This window comes from Streptomyces sp. NPDC058308, assembly GCF_042880275.1.
Taxonomy (GTDB): domain Bacteria; phylum Actinomycetota; class Actinomycetes; order Streptomycetales; family Streptomycetaceae; genus Streptomyces.
In genome coordinates, this window is the sequence record NZ_JBHVZA010000019.1 from 153,373 (window position 1) to 176,483 (window position 23,111).

General features: G+C 71.2%; 10 protein-coding genes and 1 pseudogene. 5 read left to right on the forward strand and 6 right to left on the reverse strand.

What is annotated here, in order from left to right; all coding sequences use genetic code 11:
• Window positions 1–24: 24 nt before the first annotated feature.
• From ACFVYL_RS25185 to ACFVYL_RS25195, 3 genes are all read right to left on the reverse strand, one after another.
• A complete protein-coding gene (locus ACFVYL_RS25185; RefSeq protein WP_389719643.1) occupies window positions 25–1,221 on the reverse strand; it encodes a cytochrome P450 in 1,197 nt (398 codons plus the stop codon).
• Complete coding sequence (locus tag ACFVYL_RS25190; RefSeq protein ID WP_389719645.1) at window positions 1,218–1,448, reverse strand: MbtH family protein; 231 nt, start codon at window positions 1,446–1,448, stop codon at window positions 1,218–1,220. The genes ACFVYL_RS25185 and ACFVYL_RS25190 overlap by 4 nt, the downstream gene beginning before the upstream one ends.
• A 101-nt stretch (window positions 1,449–1,549) precedes the next feature.
• Complete coding sequence (locus ACFVYL_RS25195) at window positions 1,550–9,190, reverse strand: amino acid adenylation domain-containing protein (RefSeq protein ID WP_389719646.1); 7,641 nt, start codon at window positions 9,188–9,190, stop codon at window positions 1,550–1,552.
• 793 nt (window positions 9,191–9,983) lie between these two features.
• On the opposite strand from ACFVYL_RS25195, the gene ACFVYL_RS25200 reads away from it, so the two are divergent.
• Entirely contained in the window at window positions 9,984–11,117 is a 1,134-nt protein-coding gene (locus ACFVYL_RS25200) for a tryptophan dimethylallyltransferase family protein (protein ID WP_389719647.1), read from the forward strand.
• Between the two features lie 119 nt (window positions 11,118–11,236).
• Window positions 11,237–12,118: a methyltransferase domain-containing protein gene (locus ACFVYL_RS25205; protein WP_389719649.1), complete on the forward strand. Its 882-nt coding sequence runs from the start codon at window positions 11,237–11,239 to the stop codon at window positions 12,116–12,118.
• A gap of 136 nt (window positions 12,119–12,254) precedes the next feature.
• Here ACFVYL_RS25205 and ACFVYL_RS25210 read toward each other — a convergent pair whose 3' ends face one another.
• Together ACFVYL_RS25210 and ACFVYL_RS25215 are read right to left on the reverse strand one after the other, a co-directional pair.
• Window positions 12,255–13,778: a chitinase gene (locus tag ACFVYL_RS25210; RefSeq protein ID WP_389719687.1), complete on the reverse strand. Its 1,524-nt coding sequence runs from the start codon at window positions 13,776–13,778 to the stop codon at window positions 12,255–12,257.
• 288 nt (window positions 13,779–14,066) lie between these two features.
• Window positions 14,067–17,996, reverse strand: a complete 3,930-nt coding sequence (locus ACFVYL_RS25215; protein ID WP_389719651.1) for an ATP-binding protein — start codon at window positions 17,994–17,996, stop codon at window positions 14,067–14,069.
• A 486-nt stretch (window positions 17,997–18,482) separates the two neighbouring features.
• Here ACFVYL_RS25215 and ACFVYL_RS25220 point away from each other — a divergent pair, with 486 nt between their 5' ends.
• Complete coding sequence (locus tag ACFVYL_RS25220) at window positions 18,483–20,330, forward strand: APC family permease (RefSeq protein ID WP_389719653.1); 1,848 nt, start codon at window positions 18,483–18,485, stop codon at window positions 20,328–20,330.
• Window positions 20,323–21,276 (forward strand): annotated as a pseudogene (locus ACFVYL_RS25225) (APC family permease); the annotation flags it as partial. The gene ACFVYL_RS25220 and the pseudogene ACFVYL_RS25225, both read left to right, overlap by 8 nt.
• On the opposite strand, the gene ACFVYL_RS25230 reads toward ACFVYL_RS25225, so the two are convergent.
• The gene (locus tag ACFVYL_RS25230) at window positions 21,269–22,207 is read right to left on the reverse strand and encodes a GlxA family transcriptional regulator (RefSeq protein WP_389719655.1); all 939 of its coding nucleotides are present in this window, start codon (window positions 22,205–22,207) and stop codon (window positions 21,269–21,271) included. The pseudogene ACFVYL_RS25225 and the gene ACFVYL_RS25230 overlap by 8 nt on opposite strands.
• A gap of 196 nt (window positions 22,208–22,403) precedes the next feature.
• On the opposite strand from ACFVYL_RS25230, the gene ACFVYL_RS25235 reads away from it, so the two are divergent.
• Entirely contained in the window at window positions 22,404–23,093 is a 690-nt protein-coding gene (locus ACFVYL_RS25235; protein WP_389719656.1) for a DJ-1/PfpI family protein, read from the forward strand.
• The last annotated feature ends 18 nt before the right edge of the window (window positions 23,094–23,111 follow it).

The following is a 23,111-nucleotide window of genomic DNA, read 5'->3' on the forward strand; positions in this document are numbered from 1 at the left end:
AAGTCCGTTGGAATTACCGGGAATTCACCAGGCCACCGGCAACTGCAGCAGGCTCCGTACCTGCATTCCGTCCTTCCACCCCAGCGCACCCAGCGGAACGGCGCACCGCATCTCCGGGAGCCGGGCGAAAAGCGCCTCCAACGCCACCTGCATTTCCAGACGGGCCAGCGGCGCACCCAGACAACGGTGGATTCCGTGGCCGAATCCCAGATGGGGATTGCGCTCCCGGTCGATGTCGAACCGGTCCGCGTTCTCGAAGACGGACTCGTCCCGGTTGGCCGAGGGTATGGCGGGGAGCACGGACTCGCCGGCGCGGACCAGCGTCCCGCTCAGTTCGACGTCCACGGTGGCGTAGCGCGCGAAGGTGACGTGGGAGATCAGGGGCACATAACGCAGCAACTCCTCGATGGCCCGCGGGATCAGTTCGGTCCGACTCCTCAGCCGGTCCAGCTGCTCGGGGTGGTCGAAGAGCACGTACAGGGAGTCGATGAGCTGCGACGAGACCGTCTCGTGCCCGGCGATCAGCAAGACGCTCGCCAGCTCCACCAGTTCCTGCTCGGAGAGCCTGTCCTCCTCGTCACTGGCCTTGACCATGGCGCTGACCAGGTCGTCCTGCGGCCGTGCACGGCGGCTGACCATCAACTCCGCGATGTAGCCGTGCAGCCGCTCGGTGTCCGCCTCGATCTCCTCCTCCGTCATCACGGTCGTGGCGGAGAAGGCGTCCAGCCAGCCGCGGAACTGCTCGCGGTCCTCGAACGGGACGCCGAGCAGATCGCACACGACCGTGCCGGCGAAGGGCACCGCGAAGCCTTCCATGAGGTCACCGGGCGGCCCCTGGGCCACGAGCGCGTCGATCAGCCGGTGCGCCTCCCCTTCGATCCGGGGCCGCAACAGCTCGACGCGGCGCGTGGTGAAGACCTTGGCCAGCAGGCGGCGCAGCCGCGTGTGGTCGGGGGAGTCCATGCCCAGGATGCTGGTGTGGATGGGCAGCGGGGTGAGCCGGGACTCGTCGTGCTCTGCCGCCAGCGCACGGCTGAAGCGGGGATCGCCGAGGATCGTCTTCATGTCCGCGTGCGTGGTGACCAGCCAGGAGTCCTCGCCGAAGGGGCAGCCGACCCGGACCACGGGTTCTTCCTCGCGCAGCTTCTCGTACAGCGGATCCACCTCCAGGGCGACCGCCTCGCTGAAGGGGTAGTTGCGCAGTGCCTGCCGGTCGCTCATGCGGATCGCACCTCCGACCACCGGTTGTAGTGCTCGACGAGGCTCTTGGGCCGTAGATCGGTCCAGTTCTCCTCCACGTAGGCGAGGCACTCCTGGTGGGAGGCGGGGCCGTGGACCGTCGTCCACCCTGCGGGCACGGAGGTGAAGGACGGCCATAAGGAGTGCTGTCCCTCGTCGTTGACCAGCACCGAGAAGGTGCCCTCGGTGTCGTCCCAGGGGTTGATCATGCTGTGTGCCTTTCCGTGGGTGACCGGATGAGTGGAGCAGGGATGCGGGAACTGCGGCGACGGCGTGGAGGCGCCGGGCCCCCGCCGCCTGTCGGTGGTGCTCAGCGAGCGGGCGGCGGGAAGAAACCGGATGCGACGAAGTGGTCGGCGTAGGCACGGATGAGCGCGCCATCAAGGGCGGGGAAAGCGGGCCCCGAGTCCGCGAGACCGGCCAGGGTGTTGGTCCGGTCGAGGCGGATCTGACCCAGGCGGGACAGGGCGGGCAAGGTGTCAGTGAGCAGGACGGCCGCGTCGAGCAGTCCCGCGCCGTCCGCCCGGTCGGCCTCGGTGTCCGCCCGCCGGCGCAGCCTCTCGGTCCAATCGTCCGGGTCCATGGTGTCCAAGTGGTAGCCGTACGCCCGCAGATGGCCCAGGACGGTGTCAAAGGGAAGGGGCTCGGGGCACGTGAGATGGTGCGCGAGACCGAGGCTTTCACGACGGCGCGAGAGGTGGACGAGGGCGGCGGCCGCGTGGTCCACGGGCATCAGGTCGACCACGGGCGGCGGGGCGTCCTGATCGGCCGGGCGGGGCGCGGCCCCGATGACGAGCATGGCCCGCACGAGCTGCCAGAGCACGTCCTTGCTGGAGCCGGCCCCGCTCACCGAGTCACCGCTGACCCGGCCGAACCGGTACACGCTCACCGGGAGTCCGCGCTCGGCCGCCTGCCACACGAGCTGCTCGGCCGCCCATTTGCTGGCCGTGTAGCCCCCCGGCATGAGGGCTTGAGCGCCCACGCGATGGGACTCGGGCACGGGATCGGGGCTCGGGACGCCGCCGTCGGCGCTCACGGAGACCGCGGCGGTCGAGACGTGGTGGACCGGCACCGGCACCGAGCGGGCTGCCAGCCGGAGCACCTCCTGGGTGCCGGACACGTTCGACGCGCGCAGCCGGGCGTACGGTTCGACCGCGTTGACCCGCGCGCCATTGTGATAGACGACGTCGACCAGGTCCGCCAGGGCGTCGAAGCGCTCGGGGGAGAGTCCGAGCAGAGGCTTGTCGAGATCGCCGGGCACGGGCACGATCCGGCCGCGGGTGAACTCGTTCCAGAGCCCGTACTCCACCAGGCTCCGCCGGATGCGCGCGGCGGCCTGCTCGGTGTCTTCCGCGCGGACCAGGCAGTGGACGTCGGCGCTCGTGCGGTCGAGCAGTTCGTGCAGGAGGAAGGAGCCGAGGAAGCCCGTCGCGCCGGTCAGCAGGACGTTCTCGTGTTCCGTGGCGCCGCCGGCCGGCTCTTCTCGCCGGGGCCCGACGGTGATCCGCGGGTCGAGCACGGCGTCCGCCGCCAGTTCGGCCGGTGCCGGGCCGGACGTGAACGTACCCGTCCCGTCCTTGTCCGTCCGGTCCTTGTGCCCTGACGGGGCGAGCCCGTCGACGGCCTCCAGGAGCGCGGCCACCGACTGCCGCTCGAAGAGGGTACGGACGGGCAGCTCCACGCCGAGGCGTCGGCGGACCCCGCTGATCACCCGCGTCACGAGCAGGGAGTGCCCGCCCAGGGCGAAGAAGCTGTCGTCGATGGTGACCCGCGGGACGTTCAGCACCTCGGCGTACAGCTCGCACAGCACGCGCTCACGCGGATTGCGCGGCGCCCGGCCCGCCGACACCGTCGTGAAGTCCGGCGCGGGGAGCGCGGCCCGGTCCACCTTGCCCGTCGCCGCGAGCGGCAGTGCGTCGAGGATCGTCAGCGAGGCCGGGACCATGTGGTCGGGCAGCAGGGCGGCCAGGTGGGAGCGGAGCTCCAGGCCGGTCGGGTCCGCCAGGCGCCCGGCGGGGACGACGTATCCGGCGAGGCAGGTGGCGCCGTGGCCGTCCGTGCGGGGGACCACCACGGCCTGTGCCACGCTCGGGTGGGTGCTCAGGGCGGCCTCGACCTCGCCCGGCTCGACCCGGAACCCCCGGATCTTGACCTGCCCGTCGGCGCGGCCCAGGTACTCCAGCTCGCCGTCGCCGTTCCAGCGCACGATGTCGCCCGTGCGGTACATCCGGGAGCCGGGGGCGCCGAAGGGGTCGGCGACGAAACGGTCGGCCGTCAGCCCCGGCCTGCCCAGATAGCCGCGGGCCAGGCCCGCTCCGGACACGTGCAGCTCGCCGGGGATGCCGGGCGGCACGAGACGCAGGTCGGAGTCGAGGACGTACGTGCTCGCGCCCACCGTGGGTGTGCCGATCGGCGGCGTTGTGCCGCCGGAGAGCGGGGAACTGAGCGTGGCGCACACGGTGGTCTCGGTCGGTCCGTAGCCGTTGATGAAGCGGCGGCCTGCCGACCAGCGCCGGACCGTCTCCCCGGTCGACGCCTCACCGGAGACGATCAGTGACGACAGGGAGGCCAGTTGGGCGGGCTCCATCACGGTCAGCGCGGCCGGGGGCAGCGTCGCGTGGGTGACGCCGAGCCGCTCGACGAGCGCGGCCAGTCCGGGCCCGGGCGCCATGAGTTCCGTCGGGGCCATGACCAGCGTGGCACCGGTCAGGAGCCCGCCGCACAGCTCCCACACGGCTCCGTCGAAGCTGTGCGACGCGAACTGGAGGATCCGGCTCGACGCCGTCACCCCGAACCGGCGCACCTGTGCCTCGACGACACCGGAGAAGCCGGAGTGGGTCACGACCACGCCCTTGGGGCGGCCGGTGGATCCGGAGGTGTAGATGGCGTAGGCGGGGCTCGTGTCCGTCAGTGGGCGGACCCGCTCGCCGTCGGTGACGTCGGTCTCCCGGCACAGGGCGACGGCGTGCCGGGTCTCGGCCCGGTCCAGGACGACACGACGCGGCCCGGGGGAGCCGGGACCATCCGGCAGGGGGAGCGAGGTGCGGGAGTCGGTGAGGAGCAGCGTGGGACGGACGTCCTCCAGCATGAGCCGCAGCCGCGCCGCCGGATGGTGCGCGTCGAGCGGCAGATACGCGCCTCCCGCCTTCAGGACGGCGAGGGTGGCGACGATCGCGTCGACCGAACGGGGCAGCGCGATGGCCACGTACTGCTCGGGACCGACGCCGCAGCCGATGAGATGGCGGGCGAGCCGGTTCGCCCGCGCATTGAGCTGACGGTACGTCACCTTCCGTACGGGGTCCGCGCCGTGGTCGAAGAGCAGGGCCGTCGCCCCCGGAGTCCGCTCGACCTGTGCCTCGAACAGATCGGGCAGGGGCAGTCGCGGCACGTCCCGCAGCCGGTCGCGCCCCTGTGCGAGGAGCCTCTCCCGCTCGTCGTCGAGTACCACGTCGAGTGTCCCGATCCGCTGCCCGGGGTCCGCGGTGACCGCGTCGAGGAAGCGCAGGAACCGCTGGACCAGACGCGCCACGCTGTCCCGGTCGAACAGGTCGGTGCTGTACTCCGCCACCCCTTCCATGCCCTGCGGGCGCTGGTCGGAGCCATGGAACTCGCGCAGGCTCAGGGAGAGGTCGAAGCGGCAGGCGCCGGTGCCCACCGCGCGTTCCCGGACGGTCAGCCCCGGCAGCTCCGGTGTGGTCCGCGGGGCGTTCTGGAGGGCGAGCATCGCCTGGAACAGGGGATGGTGGGCGGTCCCGCGCGCCGGGGCGAGGGCGTCCACGAGGCGGTCGAACGGCAGGTCCTGATGGGCGTACGCGGCGAGATCGGTCTCCCGCACCCGGGCGAGCAGATCCCGGAAAGCGGGGTTGCCCGAGGTGTCCGTGCGCAGGACCAACGTGTTGACGAAGAACCCCACGAGGCCGTCCAGGGCATGATCCGTGCGGCCCGCGACCGGGGTGCCGATCGCTATGTCGTGGCCCGCGCCCAGTTTGCTCAGCAAGGCGGCGAGCGTGGCGTGCACCACCATGAAGGGGCTCGCCCCGCACCGTCCGGCGAGGTCCGCGATCCGCCGGTGCAGACCGGCGTCCACGGTGAAGTGCAGGGTGTCGCCGCGGTGGGACGCGGCGTGCGGGCGGGGCCGGTCCAGGGGGAGTTCGGTGCACTCGGGCAGCCCGGTCAGGGCGTCGGTCCAGTAGGCGAGCTGGCGGGCGGCCGGACTCTCCGGGTCGTCCGCGTCGCCCAGAAGCTGACGCTGCCACAGCGTGTAGTCCGCGTACTGGACCGGCAAGGGTTCGGTCCTCCCCCCGGCCTCATCGCGACGGCGCGCGGCGTATGCGGTGGCGAGGTCCTGCCACAGAGGGGCGAGGGACCATCCGTCGCAGGCGATGTGGTGGACGGCCAACGCCAGGACGTGATGGGCCGGGGCCACGGTCAACAGGTGCGCCCTGACCGGAACTTCGCTCGACAGGTCGAACGGGCGGCGCACCGCCGAGGCCACCGCCGCGTCGAGCTCCGCGGGTGTCACCGTGCCCAGGTGCAGCGCAGGCCGGGCGGCCGCGCCGTCCAGGACGAGCTGGCGGGGGACGCCGGCCGTCTCGGGGAAGACCGTCCGCAGGCTCTCGTGGCGCTCCAGCACATCGCCGAGCGCCGCCTCGAGCGCGGTTCGGTCCAGTTCGCCCCGCAGTTCGAGGACGAGAGGGACGTTGTACGTCGCGCTCGGACCCTGCAGCCGGTCGAGGAACCACAGGCGGCGCTGTGCGAAGGACAGCGGCATCCACTCGGGGCGCTTCATGGGTCGCATCGGGGGCCGGTCGCCCGCCGAGGCCTGGCGTACTGCCTCGGCCAGGCCGGCGACGGTCGGTGCTTCGAAAACGCTGCGCACCGGCAGTTCGAGGCCGAGCGTCGACCGCAGCCGGGAGCTGAGGCGCGTGGCGGACAGCGAGTGGCCGCCGAGTGCGAAGAAGTTGTCGTCGATGGTGACCCTGGAGACTCCGAGGATGTTGGCGAACAGCCCGCACAGCAGTTCTTCGAGCGGGTCACGGGCCGGCCGACCGTCCGGCTCGGAGCGGATGTCCGGCTCCGGCAGCCGGCGGCGGTCCACCTTGCCGTGCGGTGTCAGGGGCAGGGTCTGGAGGACGACGGTCGCGGCCGGGACCAGGTACTCGGGTAACCGCTCGCGCAGGAAGGCGCTGACCGAGGAGACGAGGGCGCCGGTGTCCCGCAGGGCGGCCGGGGCGTTGACCAGCGAGGCGGGGCCCCTGCCGGTCGGCGCGGGGGCGATGCCGGGAGCGCCGGGCGGACGACGGGTCAGCAGGACGTCCAGGACGCCGTCGCCGTCGGTGGACCAGATGGCCGAGGCCCGCAGCCCCGACGCGGCGGCGAGTTCGTGCACCTGCTCCAGTGCGAGGGACTCGGCGTCGTCCCGCCCGGTCAGTGAGTGGACCTGGTCCGGGGCGGCCGCACCGTCCGGCGCCCGCAGGGCCCGTACCGCCGCGGTGACCGGTGCCATCCGATCGTCGGGCAGGCCGGTGAGGCGGATGTCGCCGGGCGGCCCGGCGCCGATGCGGGCGGCGAGCGATGCGAGGTCCGCGACGTCCTGACCCCACCGCAGCTCCTCCACCGCCACGGCGGACGGCGCGGGAGGGCCGGGTTCGGACCCGCCGGGTTCGGACCCGCTTCCCGCCTTCCGCAGGACGGCGTCGTAGCGGTAGCGGGACAGTTCGTTGACGTACCGTCCGCGTTTCACCCGCACCTCGCTGCCGCCGATGCCGGGGACACAGCCCGCGAGTTCGGCGAAGAACGCCGGGTCGACCAGGAGTTCCTTCTCCCGCACCATGCCGTGTTCGACGGCCGCGCGCAGCGCGTCGGGGTGCGCCGGCAGGTCCGGGCGGCGCAGGTGGACGTCGGTGTGGAAGGTGCGCAGGAGACGCAGGTTGCGTATGTCGCCGACGAAGACGGATCCGCCGGGGACGAGCAGCGTGAGGGCCTTGGCCAGGACGTCCACGAGGTAGGGGGCATCAGGGAAGTACTGGGTGACGGAGTTGATGACGATGGTGTCGAAGTAGCCGACGGGCAGACCGCTGACGTCGTCGGCCGCCTGGGTGCGCAGCTCGATCCGGTCCACGAGCGAGGCGTCGCGACGCACCAGGCCGGTCAGTGCCTCGATGACCTGGCCGGAGAGATCGGTCCCCCAGTAGGCGTCACACTGCGGCGCGAGCCGGGACATCAGCAGCCCGGTGCCCACACCGATCTCGAGCACCCGCCGCGGGTTCAGTTCGCGGACGCGTGCCACGGTTGCGTCGCGCCACTCCCGCATCTGCTCCTGTGGGATGGGCTTCTCGTCGTAACTGCTGTGCCAGCCGGAGAAGTCCTCGCCGAAGCGGGCCCGGCCGGCGCCGCTGTAGAGCGAGTCGTAGATCCCCTGCCACTCGCTCACCGAATCCACGGTGGACGTGCCCGGCCCGGATCCGGCCGCGTGGGCGGGGACGACATAGCCGATCAGCCGTTTGTGCCCGGGCCGGTCCTCCCTGGTGACGACTGCGGCCCGGGCGACGTCCGGGTGCTCAGAGAGGACGGCTTCCACTTCGCCGGGCTCGACACGGAAGCCGCGGATCTTCACCTGGTCGTCGCTCCGGCCGACGAACTCCAGAAGTCCGTCCGGCCCGACGCGCACCAGGTCACCGGTGCGGAAGAGCCGGGCGCCGGGTTCTCCCAGGGGGTCGGCGACGAACCGTTCGGCGGTCGGGCCCGGCCGGTTCCAGTAGCCACGCGCGAGGCCCGAGCCGCCGACGTACAACTCGCCGACCTCACCCGGCGGCACCGGGCGCAACCGCTGGTCGAGGACCACGGTTCGCATGCCCGACATGGCGGCGCCGATGGGCACCACAGAGCCCGGGGAATCGGCCTCGGTGACCCGGTGACAGGTGGCGAACGTCGTCGTCTCCGTGGGGCCGTAGCCGTTGACGACCGCCGTGCCGGGGCAAGCGCGCAGGACCCGGCGGACCGCTGCGGGAGAGACCGCGTCCCCGCCGGTCCACACTTCGCGGACGCCGCGAAAACACCGCGGATTCTCCTCGGCGAGGACGGCGAAGAGCCCGGCGGTCACCCACAGTCCGGTGACGCCGGCAGCCGAGACGGCCGATGCGATGCCGCGGGCGTCGAGCTCGCCCGGAGGCGCGACGACCACGGTCCCGCCATTCAGCAGCGGCACCCACATTTCGTAGGTGGACGCGTCGAAGGCGTGCGGGGAGTGCAGCAGGACCCGTTCCTGGGCGCCGCTCAGCCAGGCCGGGTCCCGGGCGAGCCCCACGACGTTCTCGTGGGTCACCGCCACGCCCTTGGGCGTACCGGTGGACCCGGAGGTGAACATCACGTAGGCGAGCTGCCGCGGTTCGGCGGCCGGTGCACCCGGGGGCAGGGGTTCTTCTGGCGCATCCGATGGCCCGTCCGACATCCCGTCCGGCGCGCCGAGGGGCACCGGCAGCATCCGCGGCCCGTCGCCGAACTCCACCTCGGGACGCGCCGTGTCCGTCAGGATCACGCGGGCTCCGGTCTCTTCGACCATCCACCGCAGCCGCGACGCGGGTTGGCGCGCGTCCAACGGCACATAGCAGGCACCGGACTTGACGATGGCGAGCAGAGTCACCACGAGCGTGACCGAGCGCTCCATCAGGACCGCCACGGTGGTGCAAGGGCCGATGCCCTCCGCGGCGAGGTGCAGCGCCAAGTCGGTTGAGCGAGCGTCTAGTTCACGGTACGTCAGGGCCGTGGCCGCCTCGGCGTCGCTGATCAGCGCGGTCGCGTCGGGGGACGACTCGGCCTGTCGCGCGAAGGCTTCCGGGAGCGTCGCCGGCGGCGCGTCGGAGTCGAGTGGGTCGGCACGCCCGGGGCGGACGTCGGGGCGCGGAGTGCCGGCCGGGGGCCGGGGCAAGCGGGAGTGGTGCTGGGCGGACACGCGTCAACTCCTCTGCGCGGGCTTCCCGGCGCACGGCGGAGCAGACTTGCCGGTCGGCCGTACGGGGGGAAGAGCGCGCTCGGTCGTCTGGTGAAGGCATCATTCAACGATGCGTAGCGATCATGTCGCAGAACGTTGCGATGTCGATCAGTGTCGTGCTCAATTCGGCCGTTCTTGTGGCTCGCTGGTCGTTCGTGTGCACCTGCGTGGTCAATCCGCAGGTGCGCTCGGTTTTGGGGCGGTTCCGTCGGGGCGTCGCCCCCGGGTGTGACGCCGGAGCGCGGCACGCTGTCGTGAGGCGATCCACCGGACGAGCGTTCTGGAGATTGGCCAGAATGCGGTTGCGGCGGGTGGTTCGTAGGAAATGTCCGCGCCGGTTCCGGCGTGCGCGGCGCCGCTGCGGGGAATCGCGGGCGCGTCGCGTGTGGCTTCTGACCGGGCGCTGGAGTGCGGCTTCATCGACGTGACAGTGGGCGGCCATGACTCGAAAGGTGGATCCGGGGTGAATCCTTCAGGCCGTTCTCGGCGCGCGCTCGGGCGGGCCGCTGCGACTCCCGGTAACCGCAGGTGCGACCGTGTGTGCTCGACCGGCGACGGAGGGCGGTCAGATGTGACGTCCGTGGCCCGCCCTGCACAGGGGCGTTTCCGGAGTCTGCGGATCGTGGCTGGAATATGCGTACTTCATATCCGATGGCGGCACGGATCTCGCCGGACACCGGTGACGAGCGATCATCGAGTGAGACGATTCGATCGTTTGCACCCGCTACTTGTGCCTACTTGTGCAGGGGGAGTCATGGAAGCCGCTGCTCTCACACCGGACACGGGCGTCGCCGCCGAGATGGTGGGACGGCCCGTGTGCTTCGCGTCCCGGAGGTACCGACCGACCGACAGCTACGCCGACATCGCGTGCGACAAGATCCGGCGCGGGAGTGAGGTGCTCGGCGCGAGCGAGAGCGAAGGGCGGTCACGACTCGCCCTGGTCCGCGAGCTGTTCGGGGCCTGGGGCGGGCTCCCCGCGGGGGAGCCGCCCGAGCGCGCGTGCTGGGTCGCCATCGACGGCATGCCGTTCGAAGTCTCGGTCGCCTGGGCCGACGGCGGGAGCGAACTGCGACTGTCGCTCGAACCTCCGAGCCACCCCGGTACCGCGCGGGCCCGCCAGGAAGACGGCAGGGCTTTCACCCGTGGCCTCGTGGGCCGCCCGGGCGTCTCGATCGAGCGCTTCCTCGCCGTCGAGGACCTCTTCACCGACCCCGACCCCCGCGGATACTTCGCCCTCTCCCACGGCGTCGCCTGGCGTGGCGGGCACCCGCTCTACAAGATCTACCTCAACCCCGCCGTCGCCGGCCGCGAACAGGCCGTCGCCCGTACCGAAGAGGCCATGACCCGGCTGGGCCTCGAACGCCCCTGGCGCGCCCTCGCCGACCACTTGGGCGGCGTCCACGGCGTCGCGCACGAGCCGGCCGCACTCGCCCTGGACCTCTCCGATGCCGATGAGGCGCGCTGCAAGGTCTACCTCGCACACACAGGGGTGACCGCCGATGCCATCGACGCCCAGTCCGCCGTGGCACGCGATCACACACCCGGCTCCTTCACCCGCGCGCTCGAACGCGTCACCGGGAGCGGTGGACCAGGGTGGGCGAAGCCGCCGGTCACCTGCTGGGGCTTCAGCTCCGCCGAAGACGTGCCGAGCGCGACGCTGTACGTGCCGCTGATCCCGGTGCACGGTGACGACGCGGCCGCGCACGACCGGGTCGCGGCCTTCATGTGCGAGGAGAACGTGGATCCGGCGCCCTACACCGCCGCTCTCCAGGCCCTGACCGATGCCCCGCTGGGGGAGTCGGTGACCCAGAACTTCCTCTCCTACCGCGGTGGCCCGGCCCCGCGCTTCGCGGTCTACCTCGCGCCGGGAACGTACCGCCCGGCCTGACGCACGGGCCGCCCCGTCCGAGAGTTCCGCCCACCGACCACCACTCACCGCCCCGGCCTCGCACGGCCACGCCCGCCGAACCGTCCGGTTCCACGTCGGATTCCGCATCAGGAGGACACGTGTCACAAGAGAACTCCGGCACCATGGCACAGCAGGCCGATCCGATCGATCCAAAGCAAGTCGGCGCCTGGTACGACCAGTTCGGCGATGTCTACCACCAGACCATCGGGGACAGTCTGCACTGTGGGCTCTGGGTGCCCCCGGACGCGCCGCCCCCGGCCGGACTGGATCTGGTGACCCTGTCGTCCGAAGCGCAGGACCGGTACACGGACTACTTGATCAGCGTGCTCCACCTCAGGCCCGGGCAGCGCTTCCTGGACATCGGCTGCGGCCCGGGCCGCCCGGCCGGCCGCCTCGCGGAGCTGACCGGGGCGCACGTCACGGGCATCTCCGTGAGCAAGGAACAGATCGACCGCGCGGTACGGCTGGCGGCAGAGACTGCGGGCGCCGCGGGTTCCGGACGACTCACCTTCGAGGTCGCGGACGCCACCTGCCTCCCTTATGACGACGAGTCGTTCGACGGCGCCTGGGCCGTGGAGAGCATCGGGCACATGGACCGGGCCAAGGCCCTCAAAGAGGCATGGCGCGTGCTCAGGCCCGGGGGTGAACTCCTGGTCCTGGAAGCCGTGCTGACCGCCGAGCCGACCGAGGCGGACACCGCTCTCTACGATCAGGTCCTCGCCAGCAACCTCCCTCTGCGCATGCCGGAGTTCTTCGCCCTGGTCGAGGAGGCGGGATTCCACACCCTGGAGCTCAAGGACCTGACGGCCAACCTCGCCCTGAGCATGGACGTGATGGAGCTCGTCTTCCGTGACCGGAGCCAGGAGATGAGCGAACGGTTCGGCCCCGAGTTCGCCGGACTGATGGCCGCGGCCCTGCCGGGCGTCCGTGCACTCGTCCGGGAGAAGATCCGCTTCTTCCTGCTGCTGCTCCGCAAGTGAGGCGGTGACGGGAGTGACGTGACGGGAGTGAGGGAGTGGCTGCGGGCACGGGGGTGGAGAGGCAAGAGGTGAACTGCCCGCCCCGGCCTCTCCCTCGCTTCGGCGGAACAGGGGCGGGCGAGTTCACGAGGGAGACTCAGCAGGCGCCGAGGTCCTGCCAGACGCCCCACTCTCCGGTGGTGCCGGGCTCCTCGCCCGTCGTCCACCACTTGGCCTTCCAGTTGTGGCCCTTGTGCGAGACCTGCTGGCCACCGGTGTAGACCGTGCCCGAGGCCCAGGGCGCCGCCGTGCACTGGTTGCCGTTGCCGCCGGTGATGGTCAGGGAGTACGTCGCCGAGTGCGCGGCGGACGGGCTCGCGCCGCTGACCACCAGCTTGTACGTGCCGTTGACGGCCGCCGTGGTCGTGCTGAGCGTGAGCGTCGACGTTCCGCCGGCCGTCACCGAGGCGGGGTCGAGGGAGGCGGTGACGCCGGCCGGGGCGCCGCTGACGGTGAGCTTCACGGTCTGGGCGCTGCCCGAGGTCACCGAGGTCTTCACCGTGGCACTGGCTGAACTGCCCGCCTTGACCGTCGCCGAGGCCGGGGTCGCCGTGAGCGAGAAGTCGTCGCTCGGGACCGTGCCGCCGCTGGTGAAGGGCGCGAAGATGCGGGAGAAGTCCCAGGTGTTCTGCTCGATGCCGGAGCAGTTGTCCGCCGCGGGGCCGCCGGGGCAGCCGCCGTTGTCGCGCTGGAGCGCCCAGAAGGAGATCATGTTGATCCCCTTGGTGACCGCCCAGTCGTAGACCTCCCTGGCATTGGCGAGGGTGAACGTCTCGGCCGGTCCGAAGTCGTCGACGCCGGGCATCTCGGTGATGCCGATCATGCTCCAGAGCTGGGCCGGGCTCTTGCCCGGGTAGAGCTTGGCGAGCTGGTCGTAGAGGCCCTGGGCGGCGGTCTTGGTGTCCTGCGCCATGTCGTGGGAGGCGTTGTCGTAGTAGTCGAACGTCATGAGGTTGGCGACGTCGACCCGCGCGCCGTTGGCCACGGCGTTCTTCAGCACGGCGAGACCACTGGACGCGAGGCCGTGGGTCGTCGTCGGCAGGGTGTACGAGATCTCCAGCTTGCGGCCGTTCGCGGCGGCCCAGTCCTGGACCTTCTTGATCGCCTTGTTCCGCCGGTCGATGCCTGCGGTGTTGTCCAGCGCGTCGACCTCGATGTCCATGTCGAGCCGGGGGATGTCGTAGGTCGTGATGACCTTCTGGTAGACGGCGGCGATCTGGTCGACGTCCGTACAGCTGTCGGCGATCTCGGTCCCGGTGGTGTCCGCCGTGTAGCCGCCGAAGGACGGGATGACGTCCCCGCCGCGTCCCTGGATGGTCTTGATGTCGGCGCCGAAGGACGACGCGGCGACGGGCAGCGAGGTGTCGCCGTTCCAGTAGACGGTGCAGGAGCCCTTCGACGCGGTCTGGAGGAACGCCATCGTCAGGTGTTTGGCCCCGGACTGGGCGCTGAGGGCGGCGGGGCTCTCGCCCGTCCACGACTCGAAGTAGGGGGCGAAGACATGGGCGGGGAGCGGGGTCGCGGCCTGGGCGGGGGCGCCCGAGACCGCGGTCAGGCCCAGAGCGGCCACCGCGGTGGCCGCCGCGGTGAGAGTGGCACGGAGGGAGCGCATACGTCTCATGGCCATCCAAGAGGTGTAGAGGCGTCAACTCAGGTGTGACGCACGGGAGGTGCTTACGGAATAGCCCGGTGATCAGAGGCATGTCAATGGTCTGAACCAAGTAAGGCCTAGACCAATTCGAGATGCTCTCCGCCTCCGGACGGTCGCGCACGAAACCGCGCGCCGTGGGGGTGCTGGTCAGACAGGCACCTCGGACCCGGATCCCGTCAGCCCCTGCTGTGGCGGACCGCCGTACCAGTTGTCGCCGAATCCGCTGATCCCGGCGCTCTCAGCGCCAGCGCCTGTGTGTCATATCCCGGGCGGACCATCGGCGCCTTCGAGCGATCGAGGGACTCCGGCCAGGGCCTCCCGGAGGAGCAGCCCGAGATCGGGGACGTCGAGGCCGAGCTCGCGCAGCCAGCGGGCCACCCGGGCGACCGACACCCTCATGACCTCCGCCTTCTCGATGAGATCATGCAGACTGATGTCGCAGTCGCAGCTCAGGAACAGGCCGCTGTCCTCGCTGATCCTCAGCAGTTCGACGGCCTTGGTGAAGGTGAGGCCCTCCGGCAGATCAGGGCAGGAGACCGCGAGGCCGTAGCCGATGAGCCGTTCCACCAGGACAGAGTGGTGCTCGGGCATGTCGCGGGCCGCCGCCAGTACATGAGCGAACGGCATGGCGTCGGCGGTGGTGACCCCGGTCCATTCGAGAGGGTTCTCCGCCACGTCGAGACACAGCAACTGCTCGTCCAGGAGGTCGAAGTGGCGCGGTGGCCGCAGGGGAACGTCGAACCCGTAGGCGCGCAGGCGGTCGGCTACTCGCCACAGCGGCCGGTTCAGACGCTGCGCCACGTCGAAGACGTGGTCGTAGGCGACCGGCTCGTCCGGGAACAGCGCCCCGCGCCTCTCTCTGACCAGCACCACGATGTCATCGGCAGGTGTGTCCCCGGGCCACACGACGGGCGGGACGAAGCCCAGTCCTTTCAGCCGGTCCCTGACCGCGCCCGGTGGACACTGCAACGCCCGAGCGGCGGCGAGCACCTGCCCGGGCGGCACCTTCTTCGAGCGACTCAGCCAGGGCCACCGGCCGTCCGCGCGCAGACTGAGCAGAACGGCCACATCGGCTCTCGGCCGCTCCGGCAGCCCCGCGGCATCGACACGAAACCCGTATGCGGCGAGGCGCGCACAGATCTCGCTCACCGGGAGGTCGAGGAGCAGGGCCGCCTTCGCGAGATGACCGGCCGGGACGACCTCCGCCGGATCCACCCAGCCGCTGACGCCCGCCTCCTCTCCCAGGCAGCGTCGCAGCAAGGGGTCGAGCCGTCCTGCGGCAGCCGGTTCGATGTACGTCTCCGGTACGTGAATGCCGTGGTCACGCCACTCGGCGGCCAGGGACCGGACGTCCGAGGAATCCCGCGACTGCCCCATCAGCTCATTGAAGGTGGCCGTTCTGCGAGGCGGCAGGGCGCCCAACTGCCTGGCCCGGCGCACCAGACCGGGCAGGGGTGTGCCCGTGGCCTCGGACATGTCGTTCAGGTGGTTCGTGATGAACTCGACGTCCGAGGACCAGCCCCAGTACAGATCGTCGCCGTCACCGAAGGAGGCGGTCAGCAGGTCCCTGTCCGAGGGCAGGGCCGGCAGTACGGACGTCACCTCGGCGATGTCGGGGCACGCCTCCTCCAACTGGGCCAAGAGGGCGTTGGGGCGGTGGGCGAGCAGGCGCCACAGCAGAACGCCGTCGGGCGCATGTCCGACAGGGCTCTTCCACGGGTCGTGCGTCCACGGATCGCCGCCGCGCCGTCCTCCGAAGAGCTCCGGGAGGACTTTGGGGTCGGCCAGGAAGCACCCCGTCCGCGCGACTTCGAGGCTCCGGTTCTTGAACTCCATGGGTCGTGCGGCCTCGACAGCGGCGGCCGTCAACAGATCGCCCAGCATCATGCTGCGATCGGCTGTCCGGCAGAGCCACGCGTAGCCGGGCAGCGGCCCGTCCGCCGCCATCAGCGCGGGCACGGCCTGTTCGAGCACGTCGCGGAGCTCATCGCTCACGTCGTCGAGGAGTGTGCGCCGGTCGGCGGAGAGCTGCTGGGGCGACCGGATCCCGGTCAGGTTGACCACCGCACCCGTCAGTCCGCCGGCGCCTTCCGACAGCACTCCGCGGCGGACGCCGGGCTGAACGACCAGGCCGTCGACCAGGATTCCGCCGCCGTGCTCGCACCAGATCACCTGCACACCCTCGGGAGCTTCACGCCACGGCACCAGCGCGCCGTGCGCGTCGATTCCGTACTGCTCGCGAGCAGGCGCCTTCCGGGGCCTGAGGCGCTGTTCCTCCCACCGTGCCCGCCGGGAGCCGTGCACCGCCTCGGTCGGGAACTCGGCGAGGCCCAGGACGCGTTCCAGGGCGTTGACGCACGACCAGGGCCGTTCGCTCTGCCGTTGCCGCAGATACAGCCGGACCTGCGTGCCGGCCTCCTCTCCGCGCTCCCGTAGTCGGACGATGCGGAACAGATGCTCCGGACCGCAGATCCGGGCCTCCAGAAGCGGCCCGAGCCGGCCTTCGGAATCCATCCGGCACGTCCGTACGCGGATCTCGTCGGCGAGCATGAAGTAGCTGAGCACGCCGATGCCGAACCGGCTGTTCGCATGGAACTCCACGGGCGGCCGGAGCCCCGCCCACCGTGCGCGTTCCGCCGTGAAGTGGTGCTCGCGGACGAACTGCGATCCCCCCTCGCTGAAGACACCACGGAGCTGCTGCTCCCCCATGCCGACCCCGTTGTCACGGCACTCGACATACGCGCGGCCCGCCGCGTCCGTGTCCTGCTCCATGTCGATGCGGCCCTGGTAGGCGTAGGACGCACGGCCGGTCCGGTCCAGGTACTGAGTGCGGGCCCGGCGGTAGCGGCAGGCGTCCAGAGCGTTCTGGTACAGCTCGCGCACGGCGAGGTCGGGTTCTTTGTAGAGCTGGATTCCCGTGAAGTGGTCGCGCACGCGGCGCTCGTCGAAGCGGAAGGCGGCCCAGCCGCTGAAGACACCCTCCGCCGGGAGCACTCCGTCGGCGGAGAGGCGGGCCGGCAGGGACGGAAAGGGCTGGTTGACACGTTCGTGAACGGTGTGGCGGACGGTGGCCAACAGCCCATCCACGTGCGCCACATACGCGCGCAGCCCCTCGACGACTGCTTCGTGCCGGCACTCCGCCAGGAGTACCGGATGCTCGGGCGAGCCGCCCCACCGGGAAGCGGCCAGGGTCTGCCGGACCTCCGCAGGGTCCACGGGAAACGGAATCCCGACGTGCTCCACCACGAGCTGGGGCAGCGCCGTGATCTCGCGACTCATCCCATGCGCCAGCGCGAGGAGGAGGCCCAACCGCTGGTCCCGGACGCGCTGCAGGCCTCCGCGGGCGACCCGGACCACGTCGTCCACGGGGAGGGCACCGAGGTGCTCGGGGTCGCAGACACCGGGACCGATGCGCAGTCCGTGCAGCAGCCGGGCTACGCGACGGGGGTGGAGCACCTGGCCCAGGGATTCCGCGGGCGCGCCGATGTCCCGCAGGAGCCCGCTCGCGACAGCGGGGTCGGACACGTCCTCCCGCCGGGTGAGCCAGCGGTGGAACAGCCACCAGCCGATGGGGCCGGCCGCGTCGGTGTGCCGCCGGCCGCGCTCGACCAGCAGGTCGTGGCTCTCGGCGAACGCCTCGAACCCGGACCGCGCCAGGTCGGCCCTTTCTGTCCGCCCGAGGTGGGTCGGCTCCAGGCGGGTCGGCTCCGGGCGGGCCGGTCTCAGGCGGGTCGGATCGACGGCTGGGGCGAGCGAGGCCGTCAGCCGCAGGTACTGCACCCGGTGGAGGAACGGGACGAGGACGAGCAGGGCCGCCTCCGCCGGAAACAGGTCCAGCGGCCGTGCGGCGGCGGGCTCGCCGAGCAGCTGCTCCAGGACCTCGATGAAGCGCCACGCCTGGTTGTCGTCCCGCCAGGGGTCGGCGGCCGGTTCGAGTCGTGCCGCGTCCCGCAGCTGGGCCAGCACCGCGACGACGTCCGTGACGTGCTGCCGGAAGAAGTCCGCGTCGCGCTCTCCCGAAACGTGGTGCCACACCGTGGAGTTGGTGGCCAGGTCGACCCAGGGGTCGGCCGGGGCGGGGGAGAGGGCGGGGTCGTCGTGTCGGCCGTCCTGGAGGATGACGGTGTGCGCCTGGACGAGCCGGCCGACCGTCGCACCGCGTACCGAGTTCCACGTCTCACCGTGCACCGCTCGTCCCCTGCCCCTGCCCTGGCTCGTGCCTCTGCGACGGTGCGGTCAGTGTAGAAGTCTGCGCCGCGGCGGTGCGCGTGATTCCCTGGAGTGTCGAGTGGTGGCCCCTGTTCAACTGTGCTGCGAGGAACGGTATTTGGGGTTGAGTGAGTCATTTGCGGCCCTGGCCGCAGTGGGTGACAGCGCCGTTGGCGCAGGGGCTGGTCAGGACCGGGACCTTCCTGGAGCGGATCGTCGAGGGCATGAAGGAGTCGGCGGGCGCAGCGACCCCTTCTGACGTGAGGGGTTCGTGTTCACTTCCCTCGCCCCCGTCCGCCCCTGCAGGCACGTCCGTTCGGCACCGGTCGGCGCTCCCTCACCACATGCCCCGTCAGAAACGCGTGAAGAGATGCCGCTCGGGCGCAAAGAACCCGCCAGGAGCGGCGGAAGCTGCCCGACCTGGACGCACGCTGAGCGGACACGAGCCTGAAGGAGTTCGCCCGCATGACCGCTCCGACCATCGAGAACGACGCCGTATCAGGAACCGAGGAGCCTCCTGATACCGGCGCACGGCACAAGCTGACGGCCGTCTCCGGACTCGCCGCGCTCTCGCTCGACGCGATGGCCTCGGTCGCGTACGGCCCAGAGGCGATCGTCCTCGTCCTGGCCGCCGCCGGTGGCCACGGGCTCGGCTTCACGCTGCCGGTCACGCTCGCCATCGCCGGTCTGCTCGCGGTACTCGTTGCCTCCTACCGGCAGGTCATCGCCGCGTTCCCGGACGGCGGCGGCTCCTACGCCGTCGCCAGGGCGCACCTCGGCCGCCGCACCAGCCTCGTCGCGGCGGGATCGCTCGTCCTCGACTACGTGCTCAACGTGGCTGTCGCCGTCACGGCCGGCGTCGCCGCTCTCACCTCCGCCTTCCCGGACCTCCACAGCGACCGGCTGTGGATCTGTGTCGGCGTCCTCGCCCTGATCACGGCCGTGAACCTGCGCGGCATCGTCGACTCGGCCCGCGCCTTCATCGTCCCCACCGCCGTGTTCGTCGGCGCGATCCTCGTCGTGATAGGCGTCGGCCTCTTCCGCGAGGCGCCCGTCTCCACCGAGGCCTCCGCCGGACACGCCCCGGTGCTCGCCGACCAGGCCACCACCGTCGGTGCGCTCCTGCTCCTTAAGGCGTTCGCGTCCGGCTGCTCGGCGCTCACCGGCGTCGAGGCCATCGCCAACGCGGTGCCGTCCTTCCGGGCCCCCGCCGCCCGGCGGGCGATGCGTGCGGAGGTCGCGCTCGGCGCCCTGCTCGGCGTGATGCTGATCGGCCTGTCGGCGCTGATCTCCCGTTTCGGTATCCAGCCGGTGGAGGACGTGACCGTTCTCGCGCAGCTCGCCGACGCCTCGCTGGGAGACAACTGGGCTTTCTACGTCGTGCAGTTCGCGACGATGGTGCTGCTGGCGCTCTCCGCGAACACCTCCTTCGGCGGCCTGCCCGTCCTGCTGAGGCTTCTGGCCCGGGACAACTACGTCCCGCACGTCTTCGGCCTCAAGGCCGACCGTCAGGTCCACCGGCACGGCGTCGTCTGGCTCGCGCTGGTCTCCGCCGGCCTGCTGGTGTTCTCCGGTGGGGACACGAACACGCTCGTCCCGCTCTTCGCGATCGGCGTCTTCGTCGGCTTCACGATCGCCCAGATCGGGATGGTCCTGCACTGGCGTCGGGAGCGCGGCAGCCAGTGGGTCGCGAAGGCGCTGCTCAATGGTTTCGGCGCCGTACTGACGGGTGCCTCCGCGGTGGTCGTCACCGCCACCAAGTTCCATGACGGGGCCTGGCTGATCGTCATCGCCCTGCCCGTCCTCGTCCTCGCCTTCGAGACCGTGCACCGCGCGTACGGACGGATCGGGGAACGCCTGGGCGTCGGCCGGATCCCCGCCCCTCCGCACCGCGAGCGCTCGCTCGTACTGGTCCCGGTCTCCTCGCTCACCCGGCTCACCAGCGAGGCCCTCACCGCTGCCGTATCCCTCGGCGACGACGTTCGCGCCCTCACCGTCTGCCACCTGGACGCCGAGGACCTGGCGGCCACCGAGGCCCTCGAACGTGACTGGGCACTGTGGAACCCGGGTGTGCCCCTGGTCCGGATCCCCTCCGAGAGGCGCTCGCTCGGCAAGCCCCTCACCGCGTACATCGGCGGGCTGCGCGCGGCCGAGCCGGACACCCGGATCACGGTCCTCATCCCGGAAGCGGAGCCGGAGCGGCTGTGGCAGCGGCTGTTGCAGAACCAGCGGGGCGCGGTCGTCGCCCACGCCGTACGACGGGACACGGACGCCGTGGTCTGCAGGCTGAGGTTCCGGCTCGGATCCTGCTAGGGCCCTTCGCGTGGGGACTCGTCCCAGTGGTCTGCAGGACACGGACGCCGTTGCGGTCGCCGCCGTGGTGGCGCTGACCGCCCTCAACTACAGCGGTGTGCAGAAGTCCGCACGGCTGACCCGCGTCATCGTCGCTGCTGTTCTCGCGGTCCTGGCCGCCGTGGTGGCCGCCTACCTGACCAGTGACACCGCCGACGTCGCGCGCCTGCGCATCGAGGGGGACATGACCGTCGGCGGGATGCTCCAGGCAGCCGGCCTGCTGTTCTTCGCCTTCGCCGGTTACGCCAGGATTGCCACGCTCGGCGAAGAGGTCCGAGACCCCGCACGCACCATTCCCCTCGCGATCCCTCTCGCGCTGGGCATCACCCTCGTCGTCTATACGGCAGTCGCCGTGGGCGCGCTCGTGGTGCTGGGGCCGGAGCGCCTTGGCCAGAGTGCCGCGCCGCTCGCCGAGGCCGTGCGGGCCGCCGGCGTCCCGGGGCTGGCCCCGATGGTGCGTGTCGGGGCGGCCGTCGCGGCGCTCGGGTCGCTTCTCGCACTGATCCTGGGGGTCTCGCGCACCACCTTGGCCATGGCCCGCGATCGTCACCTGCTGCACGCGCCGGCGTCGGTCCACCCCCGTTTCCAGGTTCCCCACCGTGCCGGACTGGTAGTCGGTGCGGTGGTCGCCGTCCTGGCCGCGACGGTTGATGTACGGGGCGCGATCGGCTTCTCGTCCTTCGGAGTCCTGGCCTACTACGCCGTGGCCAACGCAGCCGCGTGGACCCTGACTCCTGGAGAGGGCCGGCCGCCCCGCCTCATTCCGGTCGTCGGCCTTGCCGGGTGCGGGGCCCTCGCCTTCGCCCTGCCCGTGGCCTCCGTGATCTCCGGCGCTGCCGTCCTCGTACTCGGCGCTGCCGTGTACGGCGTGCGGAGGGGCAGGATGAGCAACTCCTGGTTCAGCTGAACGTGCGTCGGTAGGTCTGCGGACTGACGCCGGTAGTGCGTTTGAAGCGGTCACGGAAGGTGGTCGATGAGCCGAAGCCGACCTGACTGCCGATGCGTTCGACGGAGTGCTCCGTGGTTTCGAGGAGGTGCTGTGCCTGGCGGACGCGGGCCCGGTGGAGCCATTGGAGCGGGGTGGCGCCGGTCTGGTCGCTGAAGCGCCGGATCAGGGTTCGGGTGCTGGTCCCGGCCTGCTCGGCGATGTCGGCGAGGGTGAGGTCGCGGGCCAGGTTCTCCCGTAGCCAGGCGAGCAGCGCCTCCAGCTCGGAGCCGTGCGGCGTGGGAGCGTGGTCGTGGACGATGAACTGCGCCTGCCCGCCCTCCCGTTCGAGGGGCATGACCGACAGGCGGGCGGCGTCGGCGGCGACGGCCGAGCCGTAGTCGCGGCGGACCATGTGCAGGCACAAGTCCATGCCGGCGGCCGCGCCGGCCGAGGTGAGGAACTGGCCGTTGTCGACGTAGAGGACGTCCGGGTCGACGTCGATGTCCGGGTGGGCGGCGGCCAGGAGCCCGGCCGCACGCCAGTGGGTCGTGACGCGCAGCCCGTCGAGGAGTCCGGTGGCAGCCAGGGGGAAGGTGCCTGTGCAAATGGAGGCGACTCGCGTGCCGTCGGCAGCGGCGGACCGCAGCGCGTCACGCACGGCGGCAGGGAGTGGGGCAGCGACATCGGCGACGCCCGGGACGATGATCGTGTCCGCGCCCTGGAGGCCCTCCAGACCCCAGGGAGCACGCAGAGCGAAGGCTCCGGCATCGATCTCGTCACGCTCGGCGCACACGCGGACCTGATAGCCGGCCCGCCCGTCGGGCAGGCGGGTCCGGGAGAAGGCCTCGATCGGCGTGGACAGGTCGAACGGGATCACCTGATCCAGCGCGAGAACGGCGATGGTGTGCATGGCCAGAACCTACCTCCCCGCCGACTTGATGGCTCCGGCCCGGGACCCGGGCAGCTCCGTCTCGCTGCAGTTCTGAGCCCTCCGTAAGGTCTTGGCGATTTCCCGTCGAAACCTGTCACTAGTGCCACTGGGCGATCACCGTGACAGCCGGTTGACTTCGGAGCGTCCGCTGGAGATCGACCCCGAAGGAACGTCCATGCACATCCAGGTTGTCCTGTTCGAAGGCTTCGACTCGCTCGATGCCATCGCCCCCTACGAGGTGCTGTACGCCGGCGGCTCGGCGTCGGACGGCGCGGTGACCGTCGAGATGGTCTCCGCGGAGGGCCCCCGTGAGGTGATCAGCGGCACCGGCGGACTGACACTGCGCGCCACCAGTACGCTGGACCTAGAGCGCGCGGACGTGCTTCTGGTGCCCGGCGCCTCCGGCCGCACAGGCGAACCCGGCGAGGTTCCGGAAGACGAGGCGGGCTCCGGAGACTGGAAGCAGGACGAGTTCATCCCGGTCTTGCTGGGCCGCACGCTGAACACCGAGCTCCCCGCCCTCCTCAAGCAGGCAATGGACGACCCGGACATCACCGTCGCCACCGTCTGCGGCGGCTCGCTCGTACTCGCCCTGGCGGGACTGCTGGAGGGACGGCACGCCACCACCCACCACCTGGGCCTCGACATGCTGGACGCCACCGGCGCCCACGCGGTCCGCGCCCGCATCGTGGACGACGGAGACCTGGTCACCGGCGCCGCCGTCAGTTCCGGGCTCGATCTGGCCCTGTACCTGCTGGAACGCGAGGTGGGCCCCCGCGTCGCGCACGCCGTCGAGGACCTCTTCGCCCACGAGCGGCGCGGCACCGTCTGGCGCGCCCAGGGCCCGACGCCCGCCACCCTCTGAACGCCCGGCGCTTCGCAA

What these genes read in the sequence shown, in the direction of transcription:
- ACFVYL_RS25185 (WP_389719643.1), bottom strand. Translation starts at nt 1,221, where the DNA reads ATGAGCGACCGGCAGGCACTGCGCAACTACCCCTTCAGCGAGGCGGTC.
- ACFVYL_RS25190 (WP_389719645.1), bottom strand. Translation starts at nt 1,448, where the DNA reads ATGATCAACCCCTGGGACGACACCGAGGGCACCTTCTCGGTGCTGGTC.
- ACFVYL_RS25200 (WP_389719647.1), top strand. Translation starts at nt 9,984, where the DNA reads ATGGAAGCCGCTGCTCTCACACCGGACACGGGCGTCGCCGCCGAGATG.
- ACFVYL_RS25210 (WP_389719687.1), bottom strand. Translation starts at nt 13,778, where the DNA reads ATGAGACGTATGCGCTCCCTCCGTGCCACTCTCACCGCGGCGGCCACC.
- ACFVYL_RS25220 (WP_389719653.1), top strand. Translation starts at nt 18,483, where the DNA reads ATGACCGCTCCGACCATCGAGAACGACGCCGTATCAGGAACCGAGGAG.
- ACFVYL_RS25230 (WP_389719655.1), bottom strand. Translation starts at nt 22,207, where the DNA reads ATGCACACCATCGCCGTTCTCGCGCTGGATCAGGTGATCCCGTTCGAC.
- ACFVYL_RS25235 (WP_389719656.1), top strand. Translation starts at nt 22,404, where the DNA reads ATGCACATCCAGGTTGTCCTGTTCGAAGGCTTCGACTCGCTCGATGCC.